This is a genomic window from Streptomyces sp. NPDC101181, from assembly GCF_044767975.1.
Classification (GTDB): Bacteria; Actinomycetota; Actinomycetes; order Streptomycetales; family Streptomycetaceae; genus Streptomyces.
Map to the genome: position 1 here is coordinate 88,524 of NZ_JBIWOX010000023.1, position 23,567 is coordinate 112,090.

At 73.0% G+C, this 23,567-nt stretch carries 23 protein-coding genes and 1 pseudogene; 12 read left to right on the forward strand and 12 right to left on the reverse strand.

From position 1 onward, the window contains the following. Window positions 1-24: 24 nt before the first annotated feature. The 4 genes from ACIRRU_RS27180 (at window position 25) to ACIRRU_RS27195 (ending at window position 3,286) form a co-directional block, all read left to right on the forward strand. Window positions 25-711 (forward strand): phosphotransferase, encoded by a 687-nt coding sequence (locus ACIRRU_RS27180; RefSeq protein ID WP_403684764.1) that lies wholly within the window; start codon window positions 25-27, stop codon window positions 709-711. Between the two features lie 187 nt (window positions 712-898). Next, on the forward strand, window positions 899-1,858 hold the full coding sequence (locus tag ACIRRU_RS27185) for an ABC transporter ATP-binding protein (protein WP_403684767.1): 960 nt from the start codon (window positions 899-901) through the stop codon (window positions 1,856-1,858). After that, entirely contained in the window at window positions 1,855-2,835 is a 981-nt protein-coding gene (locus ACIRRU_RS27190) for an ABC transporter permease (RefSeq protein WP_403684770.1), read from the forward strand. Before ACIRRU_RS27185 ends, ACIRRU_RS27190 begins: the two co-directional genes overlap by 4 nt. 46 nt (window positions 2,836-2,881) lie before the next feature. Then, window positions 2,882-3,286, forward strand: a complete 405-nt coding sequence (locus tag ACIRRU_RS27195; protein ID WP_403684835.1) for a GntR family transcriptional regulator — start codon at window positions 2,882-2,884, stop codon at window positions 3,284-3,286. 340 nt (window positions 3,287-3,626) lie between these two features. Here the strand turns inward: ACIRRU_RS27195 and ACIRRU_RS27200 are convergent, their stop codons facing one another. Continuing rightward, window positions 3,627-3,839 (reverse strand): hypothetical protein, encoded by a 213-nt coding sequence (locus tag ACIRRU_RS27200; RefSeq protein WP_363204773.1) that lies wholly within the window; start codon window positions 3,837-3,839, stop codon window positions 3,627-3,629. 194 nt (window positions 3,840-4,033) lie between these two features. On the opposite strand from ACIRRU_RS27200, the gene ACIRRU_RS27205 reads away from it, so the two are divergent. Continuing rightward, window positions 4,034-5,047, forward strand: a complete 1,014-nt coding sequence (locus ACIRRU_RS27205) for a helix-turn-helix transcriptional regulator (RefSeq protein ID WP_363204772.1) — start codon at window positions 4,034-4,036, stop codon at window positions 5,045-5,047. A gap of 9 nt (window positions 5,048-5,056) precedes the next feature. Here ACIRRU_RS27205 and ACIRRU_RS27210 read toward each other — a convergent pair whose 3' ends face one another. The 11 genes from ACIRRU_RS27210 to ACIRRU_RS27260 form a co-directional block, all read right to left on the reverse strand. Further along, complete coding sequence (locus tag ACIRRU_RS27210; RefSeq protein ID WP_363204771.1) at window positions 5,057-5,626, reverse strand: hypothetical protein; 570 nt, start codon at window positions 5,624-5,626, stop codon at window positions 5,057-5,059. Then, entirely contained in the window at window positions 5,623-5,853 is a 231-nt protein-coding gene (locus tag ACIRRU_RS27215) for a chorismate mutase (RefSeq protein WP_363204770.1), read from the reverse strand. Before ACIRRU_RS27215 ends, ACIRRU_RS27210 begins: the two co-directional genes overlap by 4 nt. Window positions 5,854-5,917: 64 nt before the next feature. Continuing rightward, window positions 5,918-7,267: an MFS transporter gene (locus ACIRRU_RS27220; protein ID WP_403684774.1), complete on the reverse strand. Its 1,350-nt coding sequence runs from the start codon at window positions 7,265-7,267 to the stop codon at window positions 5,918-5,920. A gap of 96 nt (window positions 7,268-7,363) precedes the next feature. Further along, the gene (locus ACIRRU_RS27225; protein ID WP_403684777.1) at window positions 7,364-8,155 is read right to left on the reverse strand and encodes a cyclase family protein; all 792 of its coding nucleotides are present in this window, start codon (window positions 8,153-8,155) and stop codon (window positions 7,364-7,366) included. 1 nt (window position 8,156) lies between these two features. Further along, a complete protein-coding gene (gene ilvE, locus ACIRRU_RS27230; protein ID WP_403684780.1) occupies window positions 8,157-9,104 on the reverse strand; it encodes a branched-chain-amino-acid transaminase in 948 nt (315 codons plus the stop codon). Between the two features lie 42 nt (window positions 9,105-9,146). Further along, on the reverse strand, window positions 9,147-10,811 hold the full coding sequence (locus ACIRRU_RS27235; protein ID WP_403684783.1) for an FAD-dependent monooxygenase: 1,665 nt from the start codon (window positions 10,809-10,811) through the stop codon (window positions 9,147-9,149). Next, a complete protein-coding gene (locus tag ACIRRU_RS27240) occupies window positions 10,808-12,262 on the reverse strand; it encodes a tryptophan 2,3-dioxygenase (RefSeq protein ID WP_403684786.1) in 1,455 nt (484 codons plus the stop codon). The genes ACIRRU_RS27235 and ACIRRU_RS27240 overlap by 4 nt, the downstream gene beginning before the upstream one ends. Then, complete coding sequence (locus tag ACIRRU_RS27245) at window positions 12,259-13,482, reverse strand: aminotransferase class V-fold PLP-dependent enzyme (protein ID WP_403684789.1); 1,224 nt, start codon at window positions 13,480-13,482, stop codon at window positions 12,259-12,261. Before ACIRRU_RS27245 ends, ACIRRU_RS27240 begins: the two co-directional genes overlap by 4 nt. Then, on the reverse strand, window positions 13,479-14,303 hold the full coding sequence (locus ACIRRU_RS27250; RefSeq protein WP_403684791.1) for a tryptophan 2,3-dioxygenase family protein: 825 nt from the start codon (window positions 14,301-14,303) through the stop codon (window positions 13,479-13,481). Before ACIRRU_RS27250 ends, ACIRRU_RS27245 begins: the two co-directional genes overlap by 4 nt. A gap of 10 nt (window positions 14,304-14,313) precedes the next feature. Further along, entirely contained in the window at window positions 14,314-15,573 is a 1,260-nt protein-coding gene (locus tag ACIRRU_RS27255; protein WP_363204762.1) for a biotin carboxylase, read from the reverse strand. Next, window positions 15,570-16,934 (reverse strand): hypothetical protein, encoded by a 1,365-nt coding sequence (locus ACIRRU_RS27260; protein ID WP_403684794.1) that lies wholly within the window; start codon window positions 16,932-16,934, stop codon window positions 15,570-15,572. Before ACIRRU_RS27260 ends, ACIRRU_RS27255 begins: the two co-directional genes overlap by 4 nt. Window positions 16,935-17,376: 442 nt before the next feature. On the opposite strand from ACIRRU_RS27260, the gene ACIRRU_RS27265 reads away from it, so the two are divergent. The 7 genes and pseudogenes from ACIRRU_RS27265 to ACIRRU_RS27295 form a co-directional block, all read left to right on the forward strand. Continuing rightward, window positions 17,377-17,949 carry an NADPH-dependent FMN reductase gene (locus ACIRRU_RS27265; protein ID WP_403684797.1) on the forward strand — a complete coding sequence of 191 codons (573 nt, stop codon included), beginning with the start codon at window positions 17,377-17,379 and terminating at the stop codon, window positions 17,947-17,949. Window positions 17,950-17,961: 12 nt separating this feature from the next. Then, window positions 17,962-19,236: an ATP-grasp domain-containing protein gene (locus tag ACIRRU_RS27270; RefSeq protein ID WP_403684800.1), complete on the forward strand. Its 1,275-nt coding sequence runs from the start codon at window positions 17,962-17,964 to the stop codon at window positions 19,234-19,236. Continuing rightward, window positions 19,233-20,738, forward strand: a complete 1,506-nt coding sequence (locus tag ACIRRU_RS27275) for an anthranilate synthase component I family protein (protein ID WP_403684803.1) — start codon at window positions 19,233-19,235, stop codon at window positions 20,736-20,738. The genes ACIRRU_RS27270 and ACIRRU_RS27275 overlap by 4 nt, the downstream gene beginning before the upstream one ends. Beyond that, a complete protein-coding gene (locus tag ACIRRU_RS27280) occupies window positions 20,735-21,355 on the forward strand; it encodes an anthranilate synthase component II (RefSeq protein ID WP_403684806.1) in 621 nt (206 codons plus the stop codon). Before ACIRRU_RS27275 ends, ACIRRU_RS27280 begins: the two co-directional genes overlap by 4 nt. Beyond that, window positions 21,352-22,377, forward strand: coding sequence for an anthranilate phosphoribosyltransferase (gene trpD / locus ACIRRU_RS27285; RefSeq protein ID WP_403684809.1), 1,026 nt, complete (start codon window positions 21,352-21,354; stop codon window positions 22,375-22,377). The genes ACIRRU_RS27280 and trpD overlap by 4 nt, the downstream gene beginning before the upstream one ends. A gap of 118 nt (window positions 22,378-22,495) precedes the next feature. After that, entirely contained in the window at window positions 22,496-23,359 is an 864-nt protein-coding gene (trpC, locus tag ACIRRU_RS27290) for an indole-3-glycerol phosphate synthase TrpC (RefSeq protein WP_403684812.1), read from the forward strand. Between the two features lie 50 nt (window positions 23,360-23,409). Next, a pseudogene (locus tag ACIRRU_RS27295) lies at window positions 23,410-23,567 on the forward strand (tryptophan synthase subunit beta); the annotation flags it as partial.

Genomic DNA, 23,567 nt, shown 5'->3' on the forward strand with positions numbered 1-23,567 from the left:
GGACGCCCGGGTAGGTTCGGCCCCATGCACACAGGGCAACTGCTGGGCTCGGGACGCACCGCCGACGTCTACGCACTCGACGGCTCCTGGGTCCTTCGCCGCTACCGCGACCCGGCCGACACCACGCGGGAGCTCGCGGTGATGGCGTACGTCGGTGCCTTCGGGTTCCCGGTGCCGCGCATCGGGACGCCCGCCGAGGGTGCCCGCCCCACCGACCTGGTGCTCCAGCGGCTGTCCGGCCCCACCATGGCGGAGGCGCTGCTGGCCGGGTCGCTGGACGCGGCCGGGGCGGCCACGCTGCTGGCCCGGCTGCTGCGGGAACTGCACGCGATACCGCCCCGAGTGTCGACGGACCCGGAGGACTGCGTGCTCCACCTGGACCTGCGCCCGGAGAACGTGACGCTGACGGACCGGGGCCCGGTGGTGGCCGACTGGTCCACCGCGGCGGAGGGGCCGCCCGGCCTGGACCGGGCGATGTCGGCCCTGACGCTGGCCCGGACCGCGCTCGACCCGGAGTTCCCGGCCGGCGCCGAGGTCCGCGCCCTGCTGAGGGCGCTCCTCGCGGAGTTGGACGAGGAGGGCGGCGCGTCGCTCACCGACCTGACCCTGGCCCGCACCCGGCAGCAGAAGAGCCCGTACCTGAGCGCGCGGGAGCGGGGCTGCCTGAGGGGTGCGGTGGACCTGGTCATCGGCTGCGCTCCCCGGCGGTGACCGGCTGACCCCTCGGCGGAGAGCCCTGACGCGACCGCGCGGCTGAGACCGCCCCTCCCTCTGGTCTCACGCGCCCTCCCCCACCCTGCCCCGGCCCACGCGGCGGTCCGCCGCTTGACAGCCGTTCCCTCAGAACACCATGATTCCATTAATTGACTAGTGGAATCGCGGGAACGAGGCGAGGCGCGTGACGCAGACGAGCACCCCGAACGGGACTCCGGGACAGGGGACTTCGGGCAACTGGGCGCTGGAGGCCCGCGGAATGGGCAAGCGCTACCGGCGCGGCTGGGCGCTGCGCGACTGCTCCTTCCGGGTCCCGGCCGGACGCATCTGCGGCCTGGTCGGTCCGAACGGTGCGGGCAAGAGCACCCTGCTCGGGCTGGCGACCCGGCAGGTGGAGCCGACCACCGGCACCCTGCGCGTCTTCGGCGTACCGGTCGACGACCCGGCCGTCATGCCCCGGTTCGCCTTCCTGGGCCAGGACAAGCCGCTGTTCAAGGGGTTCACCGTGGCGGAGACTCTGCGGATGGGCGCCGAGCTGAACCCCGGCTGGGACGCGGCGGCCGCCGACCGGATCGTCCGCTCGGGCAACATCCCGGAGCGGGCGCGGGTCGGCACGCTCTCCGGCGGCCAGCGCACCCGCCTGGCCTTCGCGCTCGCCTTCGGCAAGCGACCCGAACTGCTGCTCCTGGACGAGCCGATGGCCGACCTCGACCCACTGGCCCGGGACGAGATGACCACCCTGCTGATGGCCGAGGCCGTCGAGCGCGGCACCACGGTGGTGATGTCCTCGCACCTGCTGACCGAGCTGGAGGACATGTGCGATTACCTGCTCGTCGTCGCCGAGGGCCGCATCCGGATGGCCGGGGACGCCGACGCGCTGGTCCCCGCGCACACGCTGGTCACCGGGGTGGCGCGGGACGGCGCCCCGCCGCCGGAGCTGGACCACCACACCGTGGTCGAGGCCCGCGTGCAGGGACGGCAGTTCCAGGCGATGATCCGCCCCAAGGGTCCGCTCCCGGCCGACTGGGAGCGCGCCGAACCCTCCCTGGAGGAAGTCCTCCTCGCCCATCTCCGCTCCCCGCAAGCGCCCTCCCTCTACACCCAGGGCGCCCGTGTCGAGGCCGAAGGGACCCAGGCCGCATGAGCAGCACCACCACCCTCACCGGGCAGAGGCCCGCCGGGACCGCCCCCGGGCGGCGCCTGCTGCGCGGACTGCCCTGGCTGGTCCTGCGGCAGCACCGCACCGCGCTGATCTGCGTGCTCGGTCTCACCGTGCTGGCCGCGGTCCTCATCGTCTACGAGCGGCACGCGCTCATCCAGCTGCTCGACTCGGCCGACCGGACCGGCAAGGACGTGGGCCAGCCCCTCCAGAACAGCCGGGGATACAACGTCGTCGTCTCCGTCCTCGGCGGGCTGCCGTTCGTCCTCGCGGTCTTCATCGGAGCCCATCTGATCGCGAGCGACCAGGAGAACGGCACCGCGCAGCTGGTCACCACGCAGTCCGTCACCCGCCGGCAGTGGCTGATCGCCAAGCTGGGCCTGGCCTTCACGCTCGCCCTGGTCCCCGGGGTGGTGCTGTCGGCCCTGTTCACCTGGTGGTGGGAACCGCACCGCTCGCACTTCCCCAGCCAGTGGACCGACGGCACGATCTTCGACAACACGGGCCCCGTGCTGCCCGCCTTCCTGCTCTTCCTCACCGCCGCGGGCATCACCATCGGCGCCCTGGTGCGCCGGACGCTCCCGGCGATGGTGGTCACCTTCCTCTTCACCGCCGTCGTCCTGATGCTCTGGGGCGAGGTGCGCCTGCGCCTGGGCTCCACCCAGATGTTCACCTATCCGATGGGCGGCGAACTCCCGGCCCGTCTCGCCGAGTCGTACGAGGTGGACCGCTGGGTCGGCAACGCCGACGGGGAGCTGTTCGGCTGGGGCATGTGCGCCGAGGCCACCGAGAAGGCGTCGGACGCGTGCGTGAAGGAGCACGGCATCGTCAACGACGTCATCGAGTACCTCGACTACAGCCAGATGGCGTCGATGCAGTGGGCGGCCGCCGGTCTGCTCCTCGCCGGAACGGCCCTGTTCACCGCGTTCACCCTGTGGCGGGTCTCGCGCCGGCCGCTGTAGGCGCGGTGCGCGCCCCGTACGTAGAGTGTCGCCCATCGAGCGGAAGGTGAAGTCCGTGGTCATGTTCCGCATCGACCGGCGCAGCGGAGTGGCGACGTACCTCCAGATCGTCCGGCAGGTCGAACAGGCGCTGCGCATGGGGGCGTTGGAGGAGGGCGATCGGCTGCCCACCGCCGCCCAGGTCGCCGCGGCCACCAAGGTCAACCCGAACACCACCCTCAAGGCCTACCGCGAGCTGGAACGCGCGGGCCTCGCCGAAGTGCGCCAGGGCGCGGGCACCTTCATCACCCGCACCCTCGCCCAGCCGCAGTCCGCCCCCGACTCGCCGCTGCGCGCCGCCCTCGCCGACTGGATGGGCCAGGCGCACGCGGAGGGCCTCACCGGCCAGGACGTCGTCGCCCTGTTCCACTCGGCGTTCGAGACGGCGTATCCGGGCGAGGCGGCGGACTGACGGAGACGGGCCCCGCGGCCCCCGCGCTCCGCTCCGCCGACGGAAACGGACGTAGTCCGCCATCAGGTGGCACGGCCTGAGATATGCCCGTAGAACGTGTTGCCGGCAAGGAGATGAGGACCGCCGCGTTCCGGATATCCGGGGTCGGCAAACCCCTGGCAAAACAACTATCCATTAAATCCAAAACGATTCACCAAGGCCGCACTCGGCGGTCTCGGCGGTCTTCACAATCGAGCAGGCCCGTCCCCTTCCGGGACGGGCCTGCTGGTCGTACGCGCTCACGCGGCACGGAGATCCACTCACGCGGCGCGGAGGTCGCGGAAGACACGCGATGACTTGTTCAGGACCAGCCGTTGTCGTCCTGCGGAGTGGCCGGAGCCGGACCGGACCAGCCGTTGTCGTCCTGCGGAGCCGTCAGGGCGGGCGCGGACCAGCCGTTGTCGTCGATGCCCGGACCGGGGGTGGACTCCAGCGCGGAGTGGCCGATAATGAGCGCCAGAGCCGCGACGAAACCGGAGACGACCAGGGCCAGACGAGCAGAGAACGACTGCATGTGGAGTGTCCTTAAGGTGAGAGTCCTGAAAAGGGACAGACAGGGCGTCGCTGTGCTTTGTTACGCGGCTGTGTCAGGTTTGGCCGAGTTCCGGCTGCCGTCGACAACCTCAGCTTGCCGCGATCGAGGACACCCCGGCAGAGCATCCGGCCTGGGTTATTCACGCCTGTCGCAAATACGAAGGGGGAAAAGCGATGGAGCACTTCGAGGAGGGAGCTCCGGCCGCGGAACTGACGCCCGACGGCCTGAGGCTTTATGAGTACGCGTCCGGGGTCGCCTCGTTCACCCCGTCCGAAGCCCACCGCGCGCTCGGCCTGGACGAGGTCCAACTGGCCCCGGCCATCAGGCGACTTGAGGCGCTGCGGCTGTTGCGGCGCGACGCCGACCACCCGGACCGGCTCACCGTGGTCTCACCCCAGTTCGCCGCCGGTCAGCTGCTCTGGCCGATGGAACATCAGATACGGCAGCAGTCGGAGAGCGTCGAGCGGATCAGAAACGCCCTGGCCGCGCTGACCCCCTGCTACCAGAGCGGCCAGCAGCGCCAGCAGGCCAGGGAGGTCGAGCTGCTGACGGACATCGCCGACGTCCGGCGGCTGATCGACCAGCTGACGGACAGCTGCCAGACCGAGGCCCTCCACGTGCAGCCCGGCGGCGCCAGGGACCCCGAGGCGCTGCTCAAGGCGCGCGGCAGCATGGGGCGGTTGCTGGAACGCGGCGTCAGCAGCCGCTCGATCTACCAGCACCCGGCCCGCTACAGCCAGCACACGGTGGAGTTCGCCGAGTGGATGATGGAGCGCGGGGCCGAGGTGCGGACGCTGGCGGACGGCCCCGACCGGATGCTTATTTACGATCGCAAAGCAGCCGTGGTCAGCGTGCAGGGCGACTCGGCCCACGCGCTCGTGGTGTACGAGCCCAACCTCGTGGCGTTCATGGTGTCTTCCTTCGAGACCGCCTGGCGGGCGGCCGAACCCTTCCCGGTGGGCTTCGACCGCGAGTGGGCCAAACAGGTCTCCGAGGATCTGCGGGGGTCGATCGTCCGGCTGCTGACCGAAGGACTGGACGACAAGGTCATCTCGCGGCGGCTGGGGATGTCGGTGCGGACCGTGCAGCGCCACGTCGCCGAGATCATGCGCTCACGCGATGCGAAGAGCCGCTTCCAGACCGGCTATCTGATCGGTCTGGACAAGGGCGCGGGCCCCGGCGCCTGAGCGGACGGCTCACCACTGCACAGCGCTCACGTTCCGGGGGCGGCCGACGCCGCGGCGGCTGAACCCGGCGGTCATCGCCCGCACCACGGCCGGGGTGATCCGCTCGTCGAGCAGCTGCTCCAGGACGGTGCCGAGCGCCGTCGCGAGGTGCAGGTTCTCGTCGTCCTCGGCCTCGGCGCGGGCGCGGGCGTCGGCCAGTTCCACCCAGACCAGGCCACCGCCCGGCGGGGCGTCGGGCAGGACCATCACGTACTCGTACTCGGTCTCGTACGGGCCGGCGTGCGGCGCCCTGACCCACCACGGCGGGGGGAACATCGGCGCCCCGAACCCCGCCTGCTCCAGCGGTGGCACCGGCGGGGCGACCAGGCGCGGGGCCCGGCCGGTGAGCCGGTCGACGGTGGCCAGCGCCGCGTCGGCCGGGTCGCTCCCCCCGGGCCAGGGCTCACTGGGCAGTTCGAGGCCGCCGCCCGGCAGGACGCCCAGGAGCCAGGGCCCCGGGCCGTCCGTGCCGGGGCGGGACCCGCGGGCGTACACGAAACATCGCAGGCCCAGCGCTGGTGCGGCGTCGACGGCGGTCACCGGGGCGGAAGCCGGTCGGAGAGGCCGAGCACCAGGAGGGCCAGGTTGACCCCGTGCCGGCCGAACTCCTGGCTGTAGCGGCCGATGGCCGCGTTCTCCTCGGCGAGCGAGGTCCGGGAGTTGCCGGAGCTGACCCGGGCGTGGGTCTGCGCCCGGGCGGCCGCCGCGCGGCGGCCGACGAGGTGGATGATCTGCTGGTCGAGGGTGGCGATTTCGTCGGAGGACATCGAGCGCTCCATTTCCGTTGTCTGGTCAGGGTGCCTGCGGCCCGCCGTGTCGCGGGCCGCCCGGTCAGCCGGCGGGGACGAGATCCGGGTCCTTGGGTGCGGGGGCGGGGGTACGGGGGGTGCGGCGCAGGGTGGTGAGGCCGACGAGGGCGCAGAGCCCGGCCAGCGGCAGCCAGACCCAGGCCGCGTGGTCCAGGGAGATCAGCGCGACGCCGATCGCGGGGCCGATGAACATGCCCACGCCCATCATCGAGTTGCACAGGGCGCTCGCCCGGGTGAGTTCGCGATCGGGAACCCGGGAGATCAGCCAGGGGTGGAAGGAGCAGGAGTACGCGCACTCGCCGAGGGCGAAGAAGACGGCGTACGCGAGCAGTCCGGACAGCTGGACGGGCTGCGGACCGAAGGCCGTGAAACCGGCGACCAGGAGGCCGACGGCCCACAGCCCGACCGCGATGCGCAGACCGTACTCCTCGGGGAACCGCTCCAGCAGCTTGGTGATCGGCCGCTGGGTGGTCACGATGACCACCACGTTGAGGGTGAGCATGACGGAGATCCAGCCGATGCCCGTGTCCATGAGCTGGTCGGCGACCAGCGGGGCGGTGGCCTCGAACTGGCTGTAGCCGATCAGGTAGGCGCCGAACTGGAAGAGGGCGGCGCCCAGGGTGGCCCTGATGAGCATGCCGGTGCCGAGGGCGCGGGCGGCCGGTGCGGCGGGCCGGCCGGCCGGTTCCGGCACGGCGGGCGTGGCGGGCTCGGGGCTCGCAGCGCCGCCCGGCGTCTCCTCGGCGTCCGGCGTCGTCCCGCCCTCCGGCGTCTCCCGGATCTCGGGGACCTTGCGGGCCAGGGCGAGGGCGAGGGCCACCGGCAGGTATCCGGCCGCGTTCGCGACGAGCAGCCAGGTGATGGCGTCGCGGGAGAAGACGGTGAGGACCAGTCCGGCCAGCAGCGAGCCCGCGGCGAGGGTCGCGTTGAGGATCTGGTAGCGACGGGCGAAGACCGCCCGCCGCTCCTCCGGTGGCACCAGGGAGTTGACGATCGGGATGATCGCCGCCATGAAGCAGCCCTGTCCCGCGCCGCCCAGGACGGCCGCGGCCACCACGGTGACCAGGGTCTCGCCCTGGGTCAGGAGCAGGAAGCAGCTGAGCCAGAGCAGCAGGCCGGTGATGCCGAGCGCGTGCCGGGGCAGGCGCAGGGCGGCCGAGGCCAGCAGCAGCGAGACGGACAGGTTGGCGACGCCGGAGACGCCGTAGTAGACGGCGACCCCGGACGTGCCGATGTCCGGCTGGGCGGCCAGATGGATGCCGATGAACGGGAAGACCATGCCGTAGCAGAACGACGACAGGCCGTGCAGGACCAGGATGCGGTTGACCGACCTGCGGCGCAGCGCGGCCAGGCCGTCGGGCGTACGGAGCATGGGCTCGCGTACCTCCTTGGGATCAGTGGGCCAACGGGACCAGGGGGTGTCTTGGTGATCGGGCCGGACGAGGGGGCGGGGACCGGCGGGGCCGGGTCAGCGGGACACCAGGGCCAGTACCCGGGCCGGGCTGCCGGATCCGCCGACGATGGGCAGCGGCGCGGCGATCAGCACGGCGCCCCGGGGCGGGAGCAGGTGCAGGTTGCGCAGCTGGGTGATGCCGTACTTGTCCGCGCCGTGGAAGTACCAGTGGCAGGGATAGGGCTGGTCCCCGAACTCGCCGGCCTGGCCCGCGTCGGTGCCGACGGTCTCCACGCCGACGCCGATGATGCCCGTCTCCTCGGCCAGCCACCGGGCGCACTCCGGCGCGATGCCCGGGGTGTGCCGGTCGTTGAGGAACTCCTCCTGGGAGCCCTGCCGGGCCTCCCAGCCGGTGCGGTAGAGCAGCCAGCCGCCGGGGATCAGCGGCCCGTGCTCCTCCTGCCAGGCCTCGACGTGGTGGCGCTGGAGCAGGAAGTCGGGGTCGGCGGCGGCCTCTTCGGTGAAGTCGAGGACGCACGCGGGGGCGACCAGGCGCTGCGGCGGGACCTGGGAGACGTCGTCGAGGTCCTTGCCGGTGACCCAGTGGACGGGGGCGTCGAAGTGGGTGCCGGTGTGCTCGGACAGCCGGATGTTGTTCCAGTAGACGGTGGGCCCGGCCTCGTCGTAGTGGCTGATCACCTCCCGCTCGAAGGGCCACGGCTGGCCGCGCTCCGGCGGGAGCTGGATCAGCGGGGTCTCCTCGTGGAGCGGTGAGGTGAGGTCGAGGACCTCCACCGATCCGTCGAGCAGTCCGGCCAGGAGCGGGGCGGTCGCCCCGGTGGACCGGGCGTCCACGGCGGAGGCCATGTCACTTCTCCCCGGTGGTCTCGACGAAGGTGGACCAGTGCCGGTAGTCGGGGTGTTCGCCCCGGACCACCGCGTCGTACAGCTCCTGGAGCTTGCGGACCGTGACGCCCGGGGTGCCGTCGCCGACCGCGATGCGGTCGAGGCTGGTGACGGGGGCGATCTCGGCGAGGGTGCCCGCGACGAAGATCTCGTCGGCGGTGTACAGCTCGGTACGGTCGACCTCGCGCCGCTCCATGGGGATGCCCAGCTCCCGGCGGGCCAGCTCGCCGACGGTGGCGACGGTGATGCCCTCCAGGACGCCGCTGGTGCCGGGCGGGGTGACGATCCTGCCCTGGTGCAGCATGGCCACGCAGGAGCCGGGGGCCTCGGAGACGCTGCCGCGCTGGTTGAGCAGCAGCGTCGTGTCGAAGCCGTTGCGGATCGCCTCGTGGTGGGCGAGGCGGCTGTTGTGGTAGTTGGCGCCCGCTTTGATGCGCGGCGGCATCGAGTCGTCGCTGACGCGGCGCCAGGAGGAGACGGTCGCGGCGAGGCCGCCGTCGAAGCCCTTGCCGCGCGGGGCCCGGGTGGAGGTGATGTGCACGCCGACGTCGTCGGTGTAGCTGAGCGGGTCGGCGTTGGGGCCCATGTTGAAGTAGGCGACGACGCAGATGTGGGCGTCCTCCTCGTAGGCGTTGGCCTTGAGGACGTCGAGGATCCCCTGCTTGAGCTCGTCGTCGGTGTAGGGGATCTCCATGTGCAGGCTCTTCATCGAGCGGCGCAGCCGGGCCAGGTGCTCGTCGACGCGGAAGACCGCGAGGCCGCTGCGGCCGGGGCGGCGGTAGGCGCGCAGCCCCTCGAAGACGTTGGCGCCCCAGAAGGCGCCCTGGGACCGGGCGTGGACGGTGCACCGGTCCCAGTCGACGACGGCGCCGTTGAGCCAGGCGTGGGTGGGCAGTTGCGGTGAGGTCACGGGGTGCTCCTGATCAGGACTCGGGCTGCGGGAGGGGCGGGGTCAGGCCGCGGTGGCGACGCGCTCGCGGGCGGGGGTCCCGGTGGCGGCCGGGGCGGTGGCCGCGGCGCAGCGGGCGAGGGTCTCGGCGAACAGCTCGGGCCGGGCGGGGTCGGCCAGAGCGCCGACATGCCCGTCGGGCCGGACGATCAGGCAGGTGCCGTCGGGGGCGTGGTACGTCTCGCGCAGCACGCTGTCGCGGTCGCGGAGCACGGTGACGCCCTCGGGCAGGCCCTCGGCGGATCCGGCGGTCGGCACGGCGAGTTCGCCCTCGCGCAGGACGACGACCAGCCGGACGTCCAGGCCGCGGGTGTCGGCGAGCGCGCGCTCGGCGAAGGCGCGGGCGGCCTGGCGGTCCTGGGCGAAGTACAGGACGGTGAACCCGCTGCCGTACAGCTCGCGGACGCGGCCGGCGCCGGGGGCGGTGATCCGGGCGTCGGGGGCGAACGCGCCCAGCAGCGGGTGGAGTCCGCCGGACTGGATCACGGGCGAGTCGACGTAGGTGTGCGGTTCGGCCATGCGGCCGCTGTTGACCTTGTCGCGGGCGCCCTGGAACGGCTGGGAGAGGGCCAGCAGCGTCTTGCGGGCCAGGCGCCGCACCAGGTTCGGCGGCACCATGAACTTGATGGTGGCCTCGGTGACGGCGAGGTTCTCCCTGGCCGCCGCGTAGCGCTCGTCGTGGTAGGTGTCGAGCAGGGCGTCCTCGGCCTTGCCCTCCATGACCAGGGCCAGCTTCCAGGCGAGGTTGTCGGCGTCCTGGATGCCGCTGTTCATGCCGCGGGAGCCGTACGGCGGCAGGGAGTGGGCGGAGTCCCCGGCGAAGAAGATCCGGCCGACGCGGAACTTCTCCACGACCCGCTGGTGGAAGCGGTAGGTGGACACCCAGTCGATCTCGAAGTCGACGTCGCCGATGACCTTGCGCACCCGCTCCTCGAAGCGGCCGTCCGCGCGCTCGGCCTCGATGTCCGTCTCGGGGGCGAGCTGCCAGTCGATGCGCCAGATGTCGTTGGGCTGCGGGTGCATGACCAGCTGGCGGCCCGGGTTGAAGGGCGGGTCGTAGTGGAAGTGGCGCTCCTTGGCGAGGGGCAGCGTGACCTTGAGGTCGGTGATCAGGAAGCGGTCCCGGTGGCTGTAGCCGGTCCACTCGACGCCGGTGAACGTACGCATCGGGCTGCGCACCCCGTCGCAGGCGACCACGTAGCGGCAGCGGTAGTCGCGCGGGCCCTTCGGGGTGTCCGCCGAGACGGTGACGGCCTCGCCGTCCTGCTCGGCCCCGGTGATCTCGTGGGCCCAGCGGACCTCGCAGAGGGGGTCGGCCTCGATCTTCTCCAGCAGCAGCTGCTCGATCCGGAACTGGGAGATGTTCACGAACGGGCCGTAGCCGATCCGGCGGGGGTACTCGGCGGCGCGGATCTCCTTGCCGCGCACGTACGTGCGGGCCGTGGTCCAGGTGACGCCCTCGGCGCCGATGGTCTCGGCGCAGCCGAACTTGTCGAGCGTCTCCAGCACGTCGCCCTGGATGAGGCACGCCTTGGAGCCCTGCTTGCGCAGCTCCGGGTCGCGCTCGAACAGCACGCTCGGGATGCCGAAGGAGGCCAGCCGGGCGGCCAGGGCCATGCCGACGGGACCGGCGCCGACGATGCCTACGGGGATCAGTTCGCTGTTCATGCTGCCTCTTCGCTCTCTGTGCGGGGTGCGGTGGTGACGGGGCATCCGGTGGGGGCCGCACCGGTGGCGGCGGGGCATCCGGCGGGGGCGTCGGCGACGGGCGGGCTGCCGGGGGCGGCCGCGGCGGGAGCGGCCGGCGTTCCGGCGGGCGGCTCGGCGGCCGCGGGGGTCTCGGTGACCGCGGGGGTCTCGGTGACCGCGGGGGCCTCGTCGGCGGGCGCCTCGTCGATGCTGCGGAAGACCGGGATCTTCCGCACCGAGCTGAGATAGGGGGTGCCCTCGGTCGCGCCGGTGCCGGAGCGGGTGCCGAGCATCCGGACGGCGATCCGGTAGTGCGTCTGGCGCCAGCGGCGCAGGGCCCCGGCGAAGCCGAGCATCGAGGCGGTCAGCAGCTCGCGGTCCCCGGCGGTGAACCGGGGGTCGGCCAGGGCGGCGGCGCAGGCGTCGTCCAGGGTGGCCTGACCGGCCAGGACCCGCTCGCGCACCTCGGGTGTGGACCGGTAGGCCGGGGACTCCAGCCGCTCCTGGTCGGGCATCCGGCACAGCGACTCGACGAGCTTGTAGTTGCGGGACTGGATGGCGCTCGCGCCGTCGGTGTACTCGCGGAAGACGCGGAAGGACTCGACCTGCATGGTGGCCAGCAGCGAGAACAGCGGCGCCGACTCCGCGAGGACGGTCTCGGCCACCTTGAGGTGTCCGGTCGCGGCCGGGAGCGAGCCGGGCCCGGCGCCGTCCAGGCCGCCGATGGCCGTACGGATGCTCAGGGCCAGCAGGGCGAAGGTGGTCTCGAAGGTCTGGAGCACCCGGATGAACATGTGCTCGTCGTGGGATATGTAGACCGGCAGCATGCTGAGCTTCAGCACCATGCGCTCGTAGGGCTCCAGCAGCTCGCCGTCGACGAACTCCCAGAGCTGGGCGGCCTGTCCGGCCGGTTCCTCGGCGGTGATCCGCTCCCCGTGGCCGAGCCGGGCGAGCGCCGGCCTGGCCACCCTGAGGGCGAGCCGGCAGCGCTTCTCCACCGTCCGGGCGTCGGGCCGCATCTCCGGGAGCCACGCGGTGCGCCCCTCGGCGGCGGCCTGTTCGAACCGCAGCAGGTCGGCCAGGAGCTGGACGGTCAGCCGGTCCCGGGTGATCCGGGCGCCCTCCGCCGCGTCCGGACCGTCGTCGGCGGTCGGCAGGCCGAGCACGTTGAGCGAGGTGTAGGTGGGGTAGTCGTAGCGGCCGTCCCACTTGTCGAGGGCGGTGTCCAGGAACCGGTCGAGCAGCAGCCGGTGCTGGGCGCCGGCCGGGGTGGGGGCCTGGGAGACGAGCCGCTCCCTGGCCAGGGCCAGCAGTTTCAGGGTCTCGTCCGGCACGAAGTGCTTGCCGACGACGTGGTAGGCGTGGGTGACGGCGGGGTACGGGAAGCGGCTGGGTACGGGATCGGCCAGCCAGTCGGTCAGCTCTTTCACGCTGCGGGTCTCACCTTCGGGAGCGGGACGGAAAGGGCGGGGCCGGTCAGCGCGCGGAACTCGCGCATGGCCTGGCAGAGGGCCTCCACGTCGTCGGTGGAGTTGTAGTAGTGGAAGGACAGGCGCACGACGGGTCCGCGCGGGCTGACGGCGATGCCGCGGCCCGCGAGCCATCCGGCGAGGGCCCGCGGGTCGGCGTCGTACAGGCCGACGTGGGCGCCCTGGAGTTCGGGGCGCTCCGCCCTGCGGACGCGTTCGCCCTGGGCGACGAGGGTGCGGGCGGTGCGGTCGGTCAGGGCCGTGATGTGCCGCCGTACGTCGGCCATGTCGACGTCCCGGAACAGCCCGAGCGCGGCGTTGGCGGCGTACACGGCGGGCACCGCGGGGGTGCCGGTCTCGAAGCGCCGGGCGACGGCCGGGAAGTCGAGGCGCAGCGGGTCGAAGGCCATCGGCTCCACCCGGCCGAACCAGCCCGTGAGCTGCGGGTCCTGATCACCCGTCAGTCCAGAGCGGGCGTAGAGGAAGGCCAGGCCGGGAAGTCCGGCGAGGTACTTCATCGTGCCCGCGACCAGGTAGTCGCAGCCGATCTCGGTAACGTCCACGGACATGGCCCCGACGGCCTGGTAGGCGTCGACGAAGGTCGTCGCCCCGGCGGAGCGGCCCGCCTGGACGATCTCCGAGACCGGCGGGCGCTCGGCGAACTGGTAGGTGGACATGGGGACCGAGAGGAGCGCGGTGCCCTCGCTCAGCGCGGCGGTGTAGTCGGAGGTGCGGATGCGGCCGGTGGAGCGGTCACCGGTGAACAGGACCCGGGCGCCGCGCGGCCGCTGGGCGAGCCAGACGTGCGCGATGGACGGGAACTCCTCGACGGTGGTGACGATGTCGGGCCGGCGCTCCAGGGAGAGCGTGGAGACCACCTGGTAGGCGCCGACGGAGGCGTTGGGCAGGATCGCGATCTGGTCGGGACCGGCGCCGATCAGGGCGGCGAAGCGTTCCCGGGCCTCCTCGACCTCCTGCTCGAACCGGCCCCAGGGCGCGCCGTGGGCCGTGATGGCCCGCTGCATCCGCTCCAGGGCCTCGTCCACCGCGTCGGACCGGGCTCCGAGGCTGCAACTGGCCAGGTGGACCGTCCGCTCCAGCATCGGGAAGCCGCGGCGGAACGCGGCCGGTGTGAGGGGCCCGGCGGCCCGCCCGGCCGCCGCCGGGCTGCCGCGGCTCACGGCGTCCCCGTGGCGGCGGGCGGCCGGGTGCCGCCTCCGGTGACCGGGCAGCCCGCCGGGGCCGCGGCCGGGGCGGGCTGCCCGGCCGTCGGGGTCTCGGCGTACTCGGGGGCGATCTCGTCGTCGCCCATCGGCCCGGACAGGGTCAGTTCGGTGCGCAGCTCCCACAGCCGCGGGAAGAACTTGTGGCTGATCAGGGTGGCCAGGAAGTCGCTGGGGGCGCCCTTGGTGCCGACCACGGAGTGGCCGATGACCCGGGTGACCATCTTGTAGTGCTGGGTACGCCACAGCGAGATCCGCTCGTCCCAGTCGATCATCGCCTCGGCCAGCCGGTACTCGGCGGTGTCGTGCCCGCTGCGGTAGACCTCCACGAGGTCGGTGCCGCGCGCCTCGACCAGCCGCCGGAAGGACTTGTCGAGGTCCTGGCTGACCTGGCGGGCCGCCTTCCAGCCCGGGGACTCGAAGCCCGAGCCGTGGCCGAGGACGGTGCGGATGATCTGGAAGTCCCAGGGGGCCAGGTGCCGCATCATCTCCAGCTGGTCGGCGGTCATCCGGACGCCGAGGGAGGCGCGGCCGAGCAGCCGGGCCGCGGTGTCCAGCGCTCCCGCGTCGATCTGCCGTCCCGCCTCCGCGACCTCGTGACAGGCGAGCTTGAGCCACAGCTCGGTCGACTGGTGGACGACCTGGAAGAGCAGTTCGTCCCGGTGGATCACCTCCTCCGGGCGGCGCTGGAGCGACAGCAGCGCGTCGGTGCGCATGTAGCGCGTGTAGTCGTTGTCCCCATCTCCTTCGAGTACGGGGACCGAGTAGTCCTTGGACACGGTGCTCCTGTCAGGCGGTCGTCGTGGACAGGGCGAGCGGCTCGGCGCGCACCCGGAAGTCCCTGGCGGTGGCGGTGATGGCCGCCTCGGTGGCGGCGCCGTCGGCCGCCCGGAAGCGGAAGCGTCCGCCGACGTGCTCGTAGTAGGCGTCCGCGTCGGGCAGGACCTCGCCCGGGTGCAGGACGACCTCGGCGTACGGGCCCTGGTCGCGGCCGGTCATGGAGGTGGACTCGGTGATCCGGCAGGGGCGTTCGGCCGGGGCGGGGACGAGCATCCAGCCCGCCACCTCCTCGGCGACGGCCGGCGCTGCGGCCTGCTCGGGCACCGGCGGCAGCGGGCCCTCCAGCTGGAGCTGCCAGGCGGCGTGCATCAGGTCGTAGCCGTGCACCTCGCGCCAGAGGAAGGGGATCTCGGCGCCGCCGACCCGGGCGCCGCACTCCAGGAAGCGGCAGAGCGTGCCGCCGTCCGGGGCGCGGTCGAGGAAGACCTCCAGGTGGAAGACGGTGGGGCGGCCCGGCGACAGCGCGGCCAGGTAGGCGGTGGCGGCGCGGTCGACGGCGGCGTTGACCTCGGGGTCGTCGATCTCGACGGAGCCGAGGAAGGTGCCGCCGCGGAAGCCCAGGCAGGTGTTGAGGTAGCGGGAGGCCCGCCAGGCCAGCAGCCGCTCCCCGTCGAAGAGGCCGTCCACATGGGAGATCGGGGCGTCCACGAAGGCCTGCACCAGCATCGGTTCGCTGTCCAGGTCCAGCCCGGCGACCTCCTCGGGGCCCTCGACCCGCACCACCCCGGCGCTGGAACTGCCGGTGCGCGGCTTGACGATGACCGGCCAGCCCGCGCTCCCGCCGAACGCGAGGACCGCGGCGGTGTCGGTGGCGGCGGCGAAGTCGGGCACGTCCAGCCCCGCGTCCGCGACGGCGCGGCACATCACGTACTTGTCGCGGAAGACGATCTGCGAGGGCTGGCGCGGGCCGGGGACGTCCCACTCCTCGCGGAGCGCGGCCCCCACCAGCAGGTCGTCCTCCTTGAGGGCGACGATCGCGTCGGGTGCGCCGTGCCGGGCGGCGAGCGCGCGGACCTCGGTGCGGACCCGCTCCAGGTCGTCGGTGGCGGGGACCAGGACGACGTCGTGCGCCTGCTCCGGCACGGAGCCGGTGCCGACCTCGGTGGTCACATAACTGACCCGGTTGTCGGCGTGGTCGATATAGCTGGTGAATTCCGCGTACCGCTCGCGCCAGCGGTTGATCACGACAATGTGCGGACGATCGGTCATATCCGTGACTTCTCCATTTCGGCTTCCGGGTAGGTGAATACGCAGGTGCCGCGGGTGCCGGGATTTCCGTACGTGATGACGGCGCCGTCCCGCGGCTGGAGGGCGCGGCAGAAAGCGCCGCCGAAACCCTGGGGGGTGACGAAGATTCCCCAGTTGGCGACCCAGCCCCCGGTGTCCCCGGTGTCCGGGTCGATCACCGGTTCCAGGGCCGGTACGACCAGTTCCTGGGCGACGTAGTCCCGGGTGGCGGTCGTCTCCAGGGCCGCTCCCCACTGGGAGTCGTCGACGTCGCGGCCGATGACCACGCCGTCGGCGCTGTAGCCGATGCCGGGCTTGAGGACGAGGGAGGCACGGTGGGCGCGGGCGTGGGCGAGGGCGTCATCGGAGCCCTCGGTGCCGAGCACCCAGGTCCGGGGCAGCACCCGGTCGACCAGCTCCCGTTCGGTGTCGCTCAGTTCGGCGCGTACGGCCGGGGCGTGCAGCAGTCCGAGCGCGGCCTTGCTGGTGAACAGGGCCCCTTCCAGCGGGGTGAAGCAGACCGTGCGGCTCTCCGCGTGGGCCTGGTTGAGCCGGGTCAGGGCGGTGCGGGCGACCGGGTCGCCGGCGATCTGGCCGGCGGCGAAGAAGCGCAGGACGACGTCGATGCGGTGACCGCGCAGGGCGAGCTTGCCGTCGTCCTGGCGGGTCAGCTCCTGGATCTCGCCGAGCAGCAGGTCGATGCCGTGCCCGCGCATGTCCTCCTGGATGGAGAGGAAGACGCTGTCGTGGTCGCCGAGCGCGCCGGGCCCCTCGATCAGGGCCACCACCGGGGTCACCGGGTCGGCGTCCGCCACCGCGGAGGCCGCGCCCCGCAGTTCGGCGACGAGGTGGTCCATGGTGTCGGTGTGGCCGAGGTCGTGGGCCTCGGCGAAGGCGCGGAACTCGGGGTCGTCGAGGAAGGCCCGGTTGAGCTGGGCGCTGTCGACGCCGCCCAGTTCGCTGCCGACGTTGAGCTCCAGCAGCCGGAAGCCGGTGCCGTCGTGGAAGGCGTCGGCTCGGGCGTAGAGGAGGGGGTCGCCGGTGGCGCCCTCGCTCATCACCTCGACCAGCTCGCCGGGGAGCCCGATGGCCGCGCCGTAGCGGTTCAGGTCGCCGCCGAAGCAGCGGTCCGGCAGCGAGACGAGGATCCGGAAGACCGCCGCGAGGTCGTCGGCGAAGGCCCCGATCTCCTGCTCGGAGACGAAGACCGGGCGGGGCAGCAGGACGTGTCCGTAGGCCTTGCCGTACTCCGCCGGGACGACGGTCCGCGCGGCCAGGGTGCGCAGTGCGCTGTCCGGGTCCGCTGCTTCCGCGAGATAGCGGGTGGTGGCTGAATTCTCCATGGGCGGTCTCCTTTTCTTCCGGATCGGGGCGTGCCGGATCGCGGCGGCGCCGGAAAGCCGGGGTAATCCGGGAACGTTGAGAAGGGCGGAATATCGACGACGCTCGAAAGCGCTCGAAGAGGTCGCACATACAGGGGAGTCCGCACGATCGGGAAAGTGCGGTTTCCGGGCGGTGGGGCGATCCGCGGTGACGTGATTTCACTGTGGCACCGCCGTCGGCCACCGGGGCCGCCGGGCGCGTTGCACGTTTGCGGCTGTCGTGAATACGCCAGGGAGGCCACGTCGGCCATCGTGGGGCGTAACCGGACGAAACGACCGGGGCGGGGGCGGCTACGGTTGCGCACCGCCCGGCGTGCTGCTTACCTGCTGTCCATCACAGGAGGCCTGCGCCCCTCCGGACGATCCGCGGTGACACCGGACCGTCCACAAGGGAGAACACGCCATGCCCCGCCTGCAGCTCATCACCGTCAGCACCCGCCCCGGCCGCGTCGGCCCCCAGGTCGCCGCCTGGGCCGCCGAGGAGGCCCGCCGGCACGGCGGCTTCGACGTCGAGACCCTCGACCTCGCCGAGATCGGCCTGCCCTTCCTCGACGAGCCCGAGCACCCGTCGGAGTCCAAGTACGTCCACCAGCACACCAAGGACTGGAGCGCGACGATCTCCCGCGGCGACGCCTACGTCTTCGTGATGCCGATGTACAACGGCACCTACACCGCGCCGCTGAAGAACGCGATCGACTTCCTCCACCACGAGTGGCAGGACAAGCCGGTCGCCCTGCTCAGCTACACCGCGGGCCCCTCGGGCGGCGTCCCCGCCATCGAGGCGCTGCGCCCGATCCTCACCCGTATCGGCTTCCGCCCCGCCGAGCGGAGCGTCTCCGTCCCCGGCATCGCGGAGCTGACCGGCCCCGACGGCTTCCAGGCCCCGGAGGGCCTGTCCGGCGAACTGGCCGACCTGCTCGACGAACTGGCCAAGCAGCTCACCGAAGCCGAAGCCGACGCCGCCGCGCGGGTCTGAGAGGACGCAGCCATGACCGCACCCCTCCCGCAGTCCGCGCCCGACCCCGCCGAGCGCCTGGTCGTCGTCGGCAGCGGCGGACGCCCGTACCGCGAGTACTCCTTCCAGTCCCTGCACACGCGCTACTCGCTCTGCGCGGTGCTCGCCGCCGAGCCCACCTGGCAGCGCGCGTATCTGGACTCGTACATCGTGGCCGACCTCTCCGACCCGCTCGCGATCGCCGACGCCGTCCTCGCGCTCGCCGGACCCGGCTCCCCGGCCGTCGCCCTCCTCACCTGGGACGAGACCGCCGTCGAGGCCACCGCCGAGGCGGCGGCCAAGCTCGGGCTGCCCCAGCTGTCGCCCCAGGCCGCCCGCAACTGCCGCGACAAGTACGCCACCCGGTCGCTGATGGCCGAGGCCGGGCTCGGCGGCGTCCGCCACCGGCTGGTGACCACCGTCGACCAGGCCGTCGCCGCCGCCGGTGAGTTCGGCTATCCCGTCGTCCTCAAGCCCCGCGCCCTCGCCGGCTCCATCGGCGTGACCCGCGCCGAGGACGAGCGGCAGGTACGGGAGGCCTTCGCGCTGGCCGACACCGCCGCCTTCGCCACCCTGCCCACCGGCCACGGCATCCTCGTGGAGGAGTATCTCGACGGCCCCGAGATCAGCATCGACAGCGCCGTCCACGCGGGCGACGTCCACATCGTCCACATAGCCCGCAAGCGCCTCGGGTACGCCCCGTACTTCGAGGAGGTCGGCCACCTGGTCTCCGCCTCCTACGACGAGCCGTGGACGGACGAGGTGCGCGCGCTGGTGACCGACGCCCACCGGGCGCTCGGCGTCACCACGGGCGTCACCCACGCCGAGGTCCGCCTGACCTCGCGCGGCCCCCGCCTGATCGAGCTGAACGCCCGGCTCGGGGGCGACCTCATCCCCTTCATCAGCGCCTTCGCCACCGGCGTGGACCTGGTGCGGGCCGCCGCCGAACTGGCCTTCGGCCGCCGCCCCGACCTCACCCCGGCGCACCACCGCACCGCCGAGGTCCGGTTCGTCTACTCCGACACCGACGGCCTCGCCCGCCCGCTCGACCTGACCGCCGCCGGGGACGTGCCCGGCATCGCGCACACCGCCGTCCTCGCCGCGCCCGGCGACCGGCTGCTGCTGCCGCCCCGGCAGGCGATCCCGCGGCTGGCCGCGCTCGTCGCCACAGGAGCGGACGAGGCCGCCTGCGGGGAGGCCCTGGACCGCGCCGAAGCCCTGGTGGACCGGGCCACGGACCCGCTGGTGGAGCTGGAGGCCGCCGCATGACCTCTCCTGTGACAGCGCCCGCCACCCCCGCCCTCACCGGGGTGGCCCCCGGCCCCGAAGCGGCCCGCGACCTCGCCGCCCAGCACGCCTACGTCCCGCTCCTCATCGAGCTGCTCACCGACGCCATCTCGCCGGTCGCCGCGTTCTCCCGGCTGTGCGGCCCGGACCTGGAGGAGCCCGGCCTGCTGCTGGAGAGCGTGATCGGGACCGACACCAGCATCGCGGTCGGCCGCTACACCTACATCGCCCACCGGACCCGCCCCGTCGAACTCGGCGACGGCGACCCGCTCCTGGCCCTGCGGCCGCTGGCCGACCGGGACATCGCCCGCGTCCCCGGCCTGCCGCCCTTCCACGGGGGCGCCGTCGGCTACCTCGGCTACGAGGGCGCCCGCCACTTCGAGAACCTGCCGACGGCCCCCGGTCCCGGCCCGGACATGCCGGAGTCGGCGTTCCTCCAGGCCGACGACCTGGTCGTCTTCGACCACGCCACCCGGCGGCTGCTGATCACCACGCTCTACGACACGGCCGCCGAGAGCTACGAGGACGCGGCGCTGCGGCTCATCGCCACCCGCGACCGCCTCTTCACCGACCAGCCGCACCGGCGGGACACCCCCGCCGGAGCTCGGCCGCTCGCCCCGGCCCGCACCGCCGACCAGCAGGACCGCTCGGCGTGGCACGCGCACACCAGCGAGGATCGCTTCCTGGACATGATCGGCGCCGCCCGCGAGTACATCCGGGCGGGCGACATCTTCCAGGTGGTGCTCTCCCAGCGGTTCAGCAAGCCGCTCACCGCCGAACCCCTGGACGTCTACCGCCACTTGCGGGCCGTCAACCCCTCGCCGTACATGTTCCACCTCGCCCTCGGCGGCGGCCGGCACGTCATCGGCGCCTCGCCGGAACTGCTGGTGAAGGTCGAGGACGGGCGGGCGCAGACCCGGCCGCTCGCCGGCACCCGCTGGCGGGGCACCGACGCGGCCACCGACGCCGCCCTGGAGGCCGAACTCCTCGCCGACGAGAAGGAGTGTGCCGAGCACGTCATGCTCGTCGACCTCGGCCGCAACGACATCGGCCGGATCGCCGCCCCCGGCACCGTACGGGTGGACCGGCTGATGGAGGTCGAGCGCTACTCGCACGTGATGCACCTGTCCTCCACCGTCAGCGGCGAACTCGCTCAGGACAGACACCCGTTGGACGCGCTGCGCTCCACCTTCCCGGCGGGCACCGTCTCCGGCGCCCCCAAGATCCGGGCCATGGAGATCATCGCCGAGCTGGAGGAGGAGCGGCGCGGCGTCTACGGCGGCGCCCTCGGCTTCATCGGGGCCGGTGGCCGCCTGGACACCGCGATCGCGCTGCGCACCCTGGTCATCGCGGACGGGAAGGCCTGGGTACAGGCCGGTGCGGGGGTGGTCGCGGACTCCGACCCGGCCGCCGAGTACCGCGAGACGCTGAACAAGGCGCAGGCGCTGTTCGCCGCGGTGGAACGGGCGGAGGCGGACGTATGAGCACCCCCGCCCGCGGCCCGGTCCGCGTCGCCGTCGTCGACAACTACGACTCCTTCACCTACAACCTCGTCCAGTACCTCGCCCAGGCCGGGGCCGACCCCGTCGTCCACCGCAACGACAGCGTCACCACCGCCGAACTCGCCGCGCACGACGCCGTCCTGATCTCCCCCGGCCCCGGCACGCCGAGCCGGGCGGGCGTCAGCCTCGCCGCCGTCCGCGACCTCAGCGGCACCCTGCCCCTGCTCGGCGTCTGCCTCGGCCACCAGTCGATCGCGGAGGCCTTCGGCGCCGAGGTGCACCGGGTGGGGCCGGTGCACGGCAAGACCGAGCGCGTGACGCACGACGGCACCGGGGTCCTCTCCGGCCTGCCCGACCCGTTCACCGCGACCCGCTACCACTCGCTCGCCGTCGACCTGACCACCCTGCCCGACGCGCTCCTTCCCAACGCGTGGGCGCAGGACGGCACGGTCATGGGCCTGCGCCACCGCACCCACCCGACGTACGGGGTGCAGTTCCACCCCGAATCCGTACTCACCGAGGACGGTATGCGCATCGTGACCAACTTCGTCGAATCCATCGCCCAGTTCCACCCACACCACCTTGAGGGGGCCCGGTGAAGACCGCGCTGCGCACCCTGGCCGACGGCGGCCGGCTGACCCGGGAACAGGCCGGCCGGGCCATGGCCGCCGTACTGAACGGAGAGGCCAGCCCCGGCCAGATCGCCGGGTTCGCCATGGCGATGTCCGCCCGGGGGGCCGACATCGAGGAGATCGTCGGACTCGTCTCCACCGCTCGTGCCTTCGGTACCCGCCTGGCCTGCGACGGCCGGGTCCTGGACACCTGCGGCACCGGCGGCGACGGCCACGACACCTTCAACATCTCCACCACCGCCGCCGTCGTCGCCGCGGCCTGCGGGGTCCCGGTCGCCAAGCACGGCAACCGCAGCGCCTCCTCGGCCTGCGGCAGCGCCGACGTCCTGGAGGCGCTGGGCGTCCGCATCGACCTGGGCCCGGAGGAGGCCGCGGCCTGTCTGGCGGAGGTCGGCATCACCTTCCTGTTCGCCCCGGTCTTCCAGCCCGCCTTCCGCCACGCGGCCGGACCGCGCCGTGAGCTGGGCGTACGGACCGTCTTCAACGTGCTCGGCCCGCTCTGCAACCCGGCGGGCGCCCGCTACCAGACCCTCGGGGTGTCCGACCCGGCCCTGCTCGACGTGATGGCCGAGGTGCTGCACCGGCTCGGTACGGAGCGGGCGCTGGTGTTCTGCGCCGAGGACGGCCTGGACGAGCTGAGCACCTGCTCCCCATCCCGGGTGGTGGAGCTGGCCGGGGGCGAGACGGTCTCCTACCGGCTCGACCCCGCGGACCTGGGCCTCGCCCCCGCCACCCTGGCGGACCTGCGGGGCGGCGACGCGGCCGCCAACGCGGAGACCCTACGGCTGATCCTGGCCGGCCGGCCCGGCCCGCGCCGGGACATCGTCCTGCTGAACACGGCCGCCGCCCTGCGCGCCTCGGGCCGGTGCGACGACTGGCGGGCGGGCATCGCGCAGGCGGCGGACGCCGTCGACAGCGGCAAGGCCGCCGCGGTCCTGGACAACTGGATCGCGGCGAGCGCCCGTTCGACCCCGCAGGTCGCCGCATGAGCCCGCGGCACGCGGTGCGCACAGCACGAGCAGCACGCGCAGCGTGCGGGCCTCGCGCGGCACGCGCACCTCACGCACCCCACGTACCCGGCGCGTCTCGCGAACAAGGAGCACCGAGTTGACCAGCCCCACCATCCCGCGCGATCTGCTCGCGGAGCTGATCGCGGCCGCGCACCGCCAGACGGAGTCCCGCCGGGCCGACGCCTCACTGGCCGAGGTCGAGGAGCGCGCCCGACAAGCCCCCGCCGTACGGGACTTCGGGGCGGCGCTGCGGGCCCCGGCTCTGGGCGTCATCGCCGAACTCAAGCCCCGCAGCCCGCTGAAGGGCCCGCTCACCGACGACTACCGCCCCGCCGAACTGGCCCGCCGCTACGAGGCGGGCGGCGCCGCGGCCCTCTCCGTCCTCGCGCACACCGAGGGCTTCGGTGGCCGCCCGGAGGACCTGGCGACCGTCCGGGCGGCCGTGGAACTCCCCATCATGCGCAAGGACTTCATCGTCGACGAGTACCAGGTCGCCGAGGCCCGCGCGTACGGCGCGGACGCGGTCCTCCTGGTGGTCTCCGCCCTCTCCCCCGAGCGCCTGAGCCAGCTGTACGCGTACGCGGAGAGCCTGGGCCTGCACATCCTGGTCGAGGTGCACAGCGAGGAGGAGGCCCGCACCGCGGTCGCCCTGGGCGCCGTGAACATCGGCGTCAACCACCGCGACCTGCGGGACTTCCGGATCGACCTGGGCCTCACCGCCCGGCTGCGGACGCAGGTGCCGGCGGACCGGGTGCTGGTGGCGGAGAGCGGGGTACGGGACGCGGCGGACGCCCGCCGCCTGCGCGCCGACGGAGCGGACGCGGTCCTGGTCGGGGAGACGCTGATGCGCGCACCCGACCAGACGGCCGCGGTCGCGGACCTGATCAAAGCGCACCCGGACACGCACACGGGCGCAGACGCGCACACGGACACGGACGAACCGAAGCAGGAGACCTCATGACACCCCCGACCGCGACCGCGCAGACACCCCCGGCCGAGGTGCGCCAGACCATGTTCCACCCCGCCCCGGAGGGCGAGGTCCCCAGTGCCGCGGGGTATTTCGGTGCGTATGGCGGCAAGTTCATTCCGGAGGCGTTGGTCGCCGCGGTGGATGAGGTTGCTGTGGAGTACGAGAAGGCGAAGTCGGATCCGGTGTTCGTGGCTGAGCT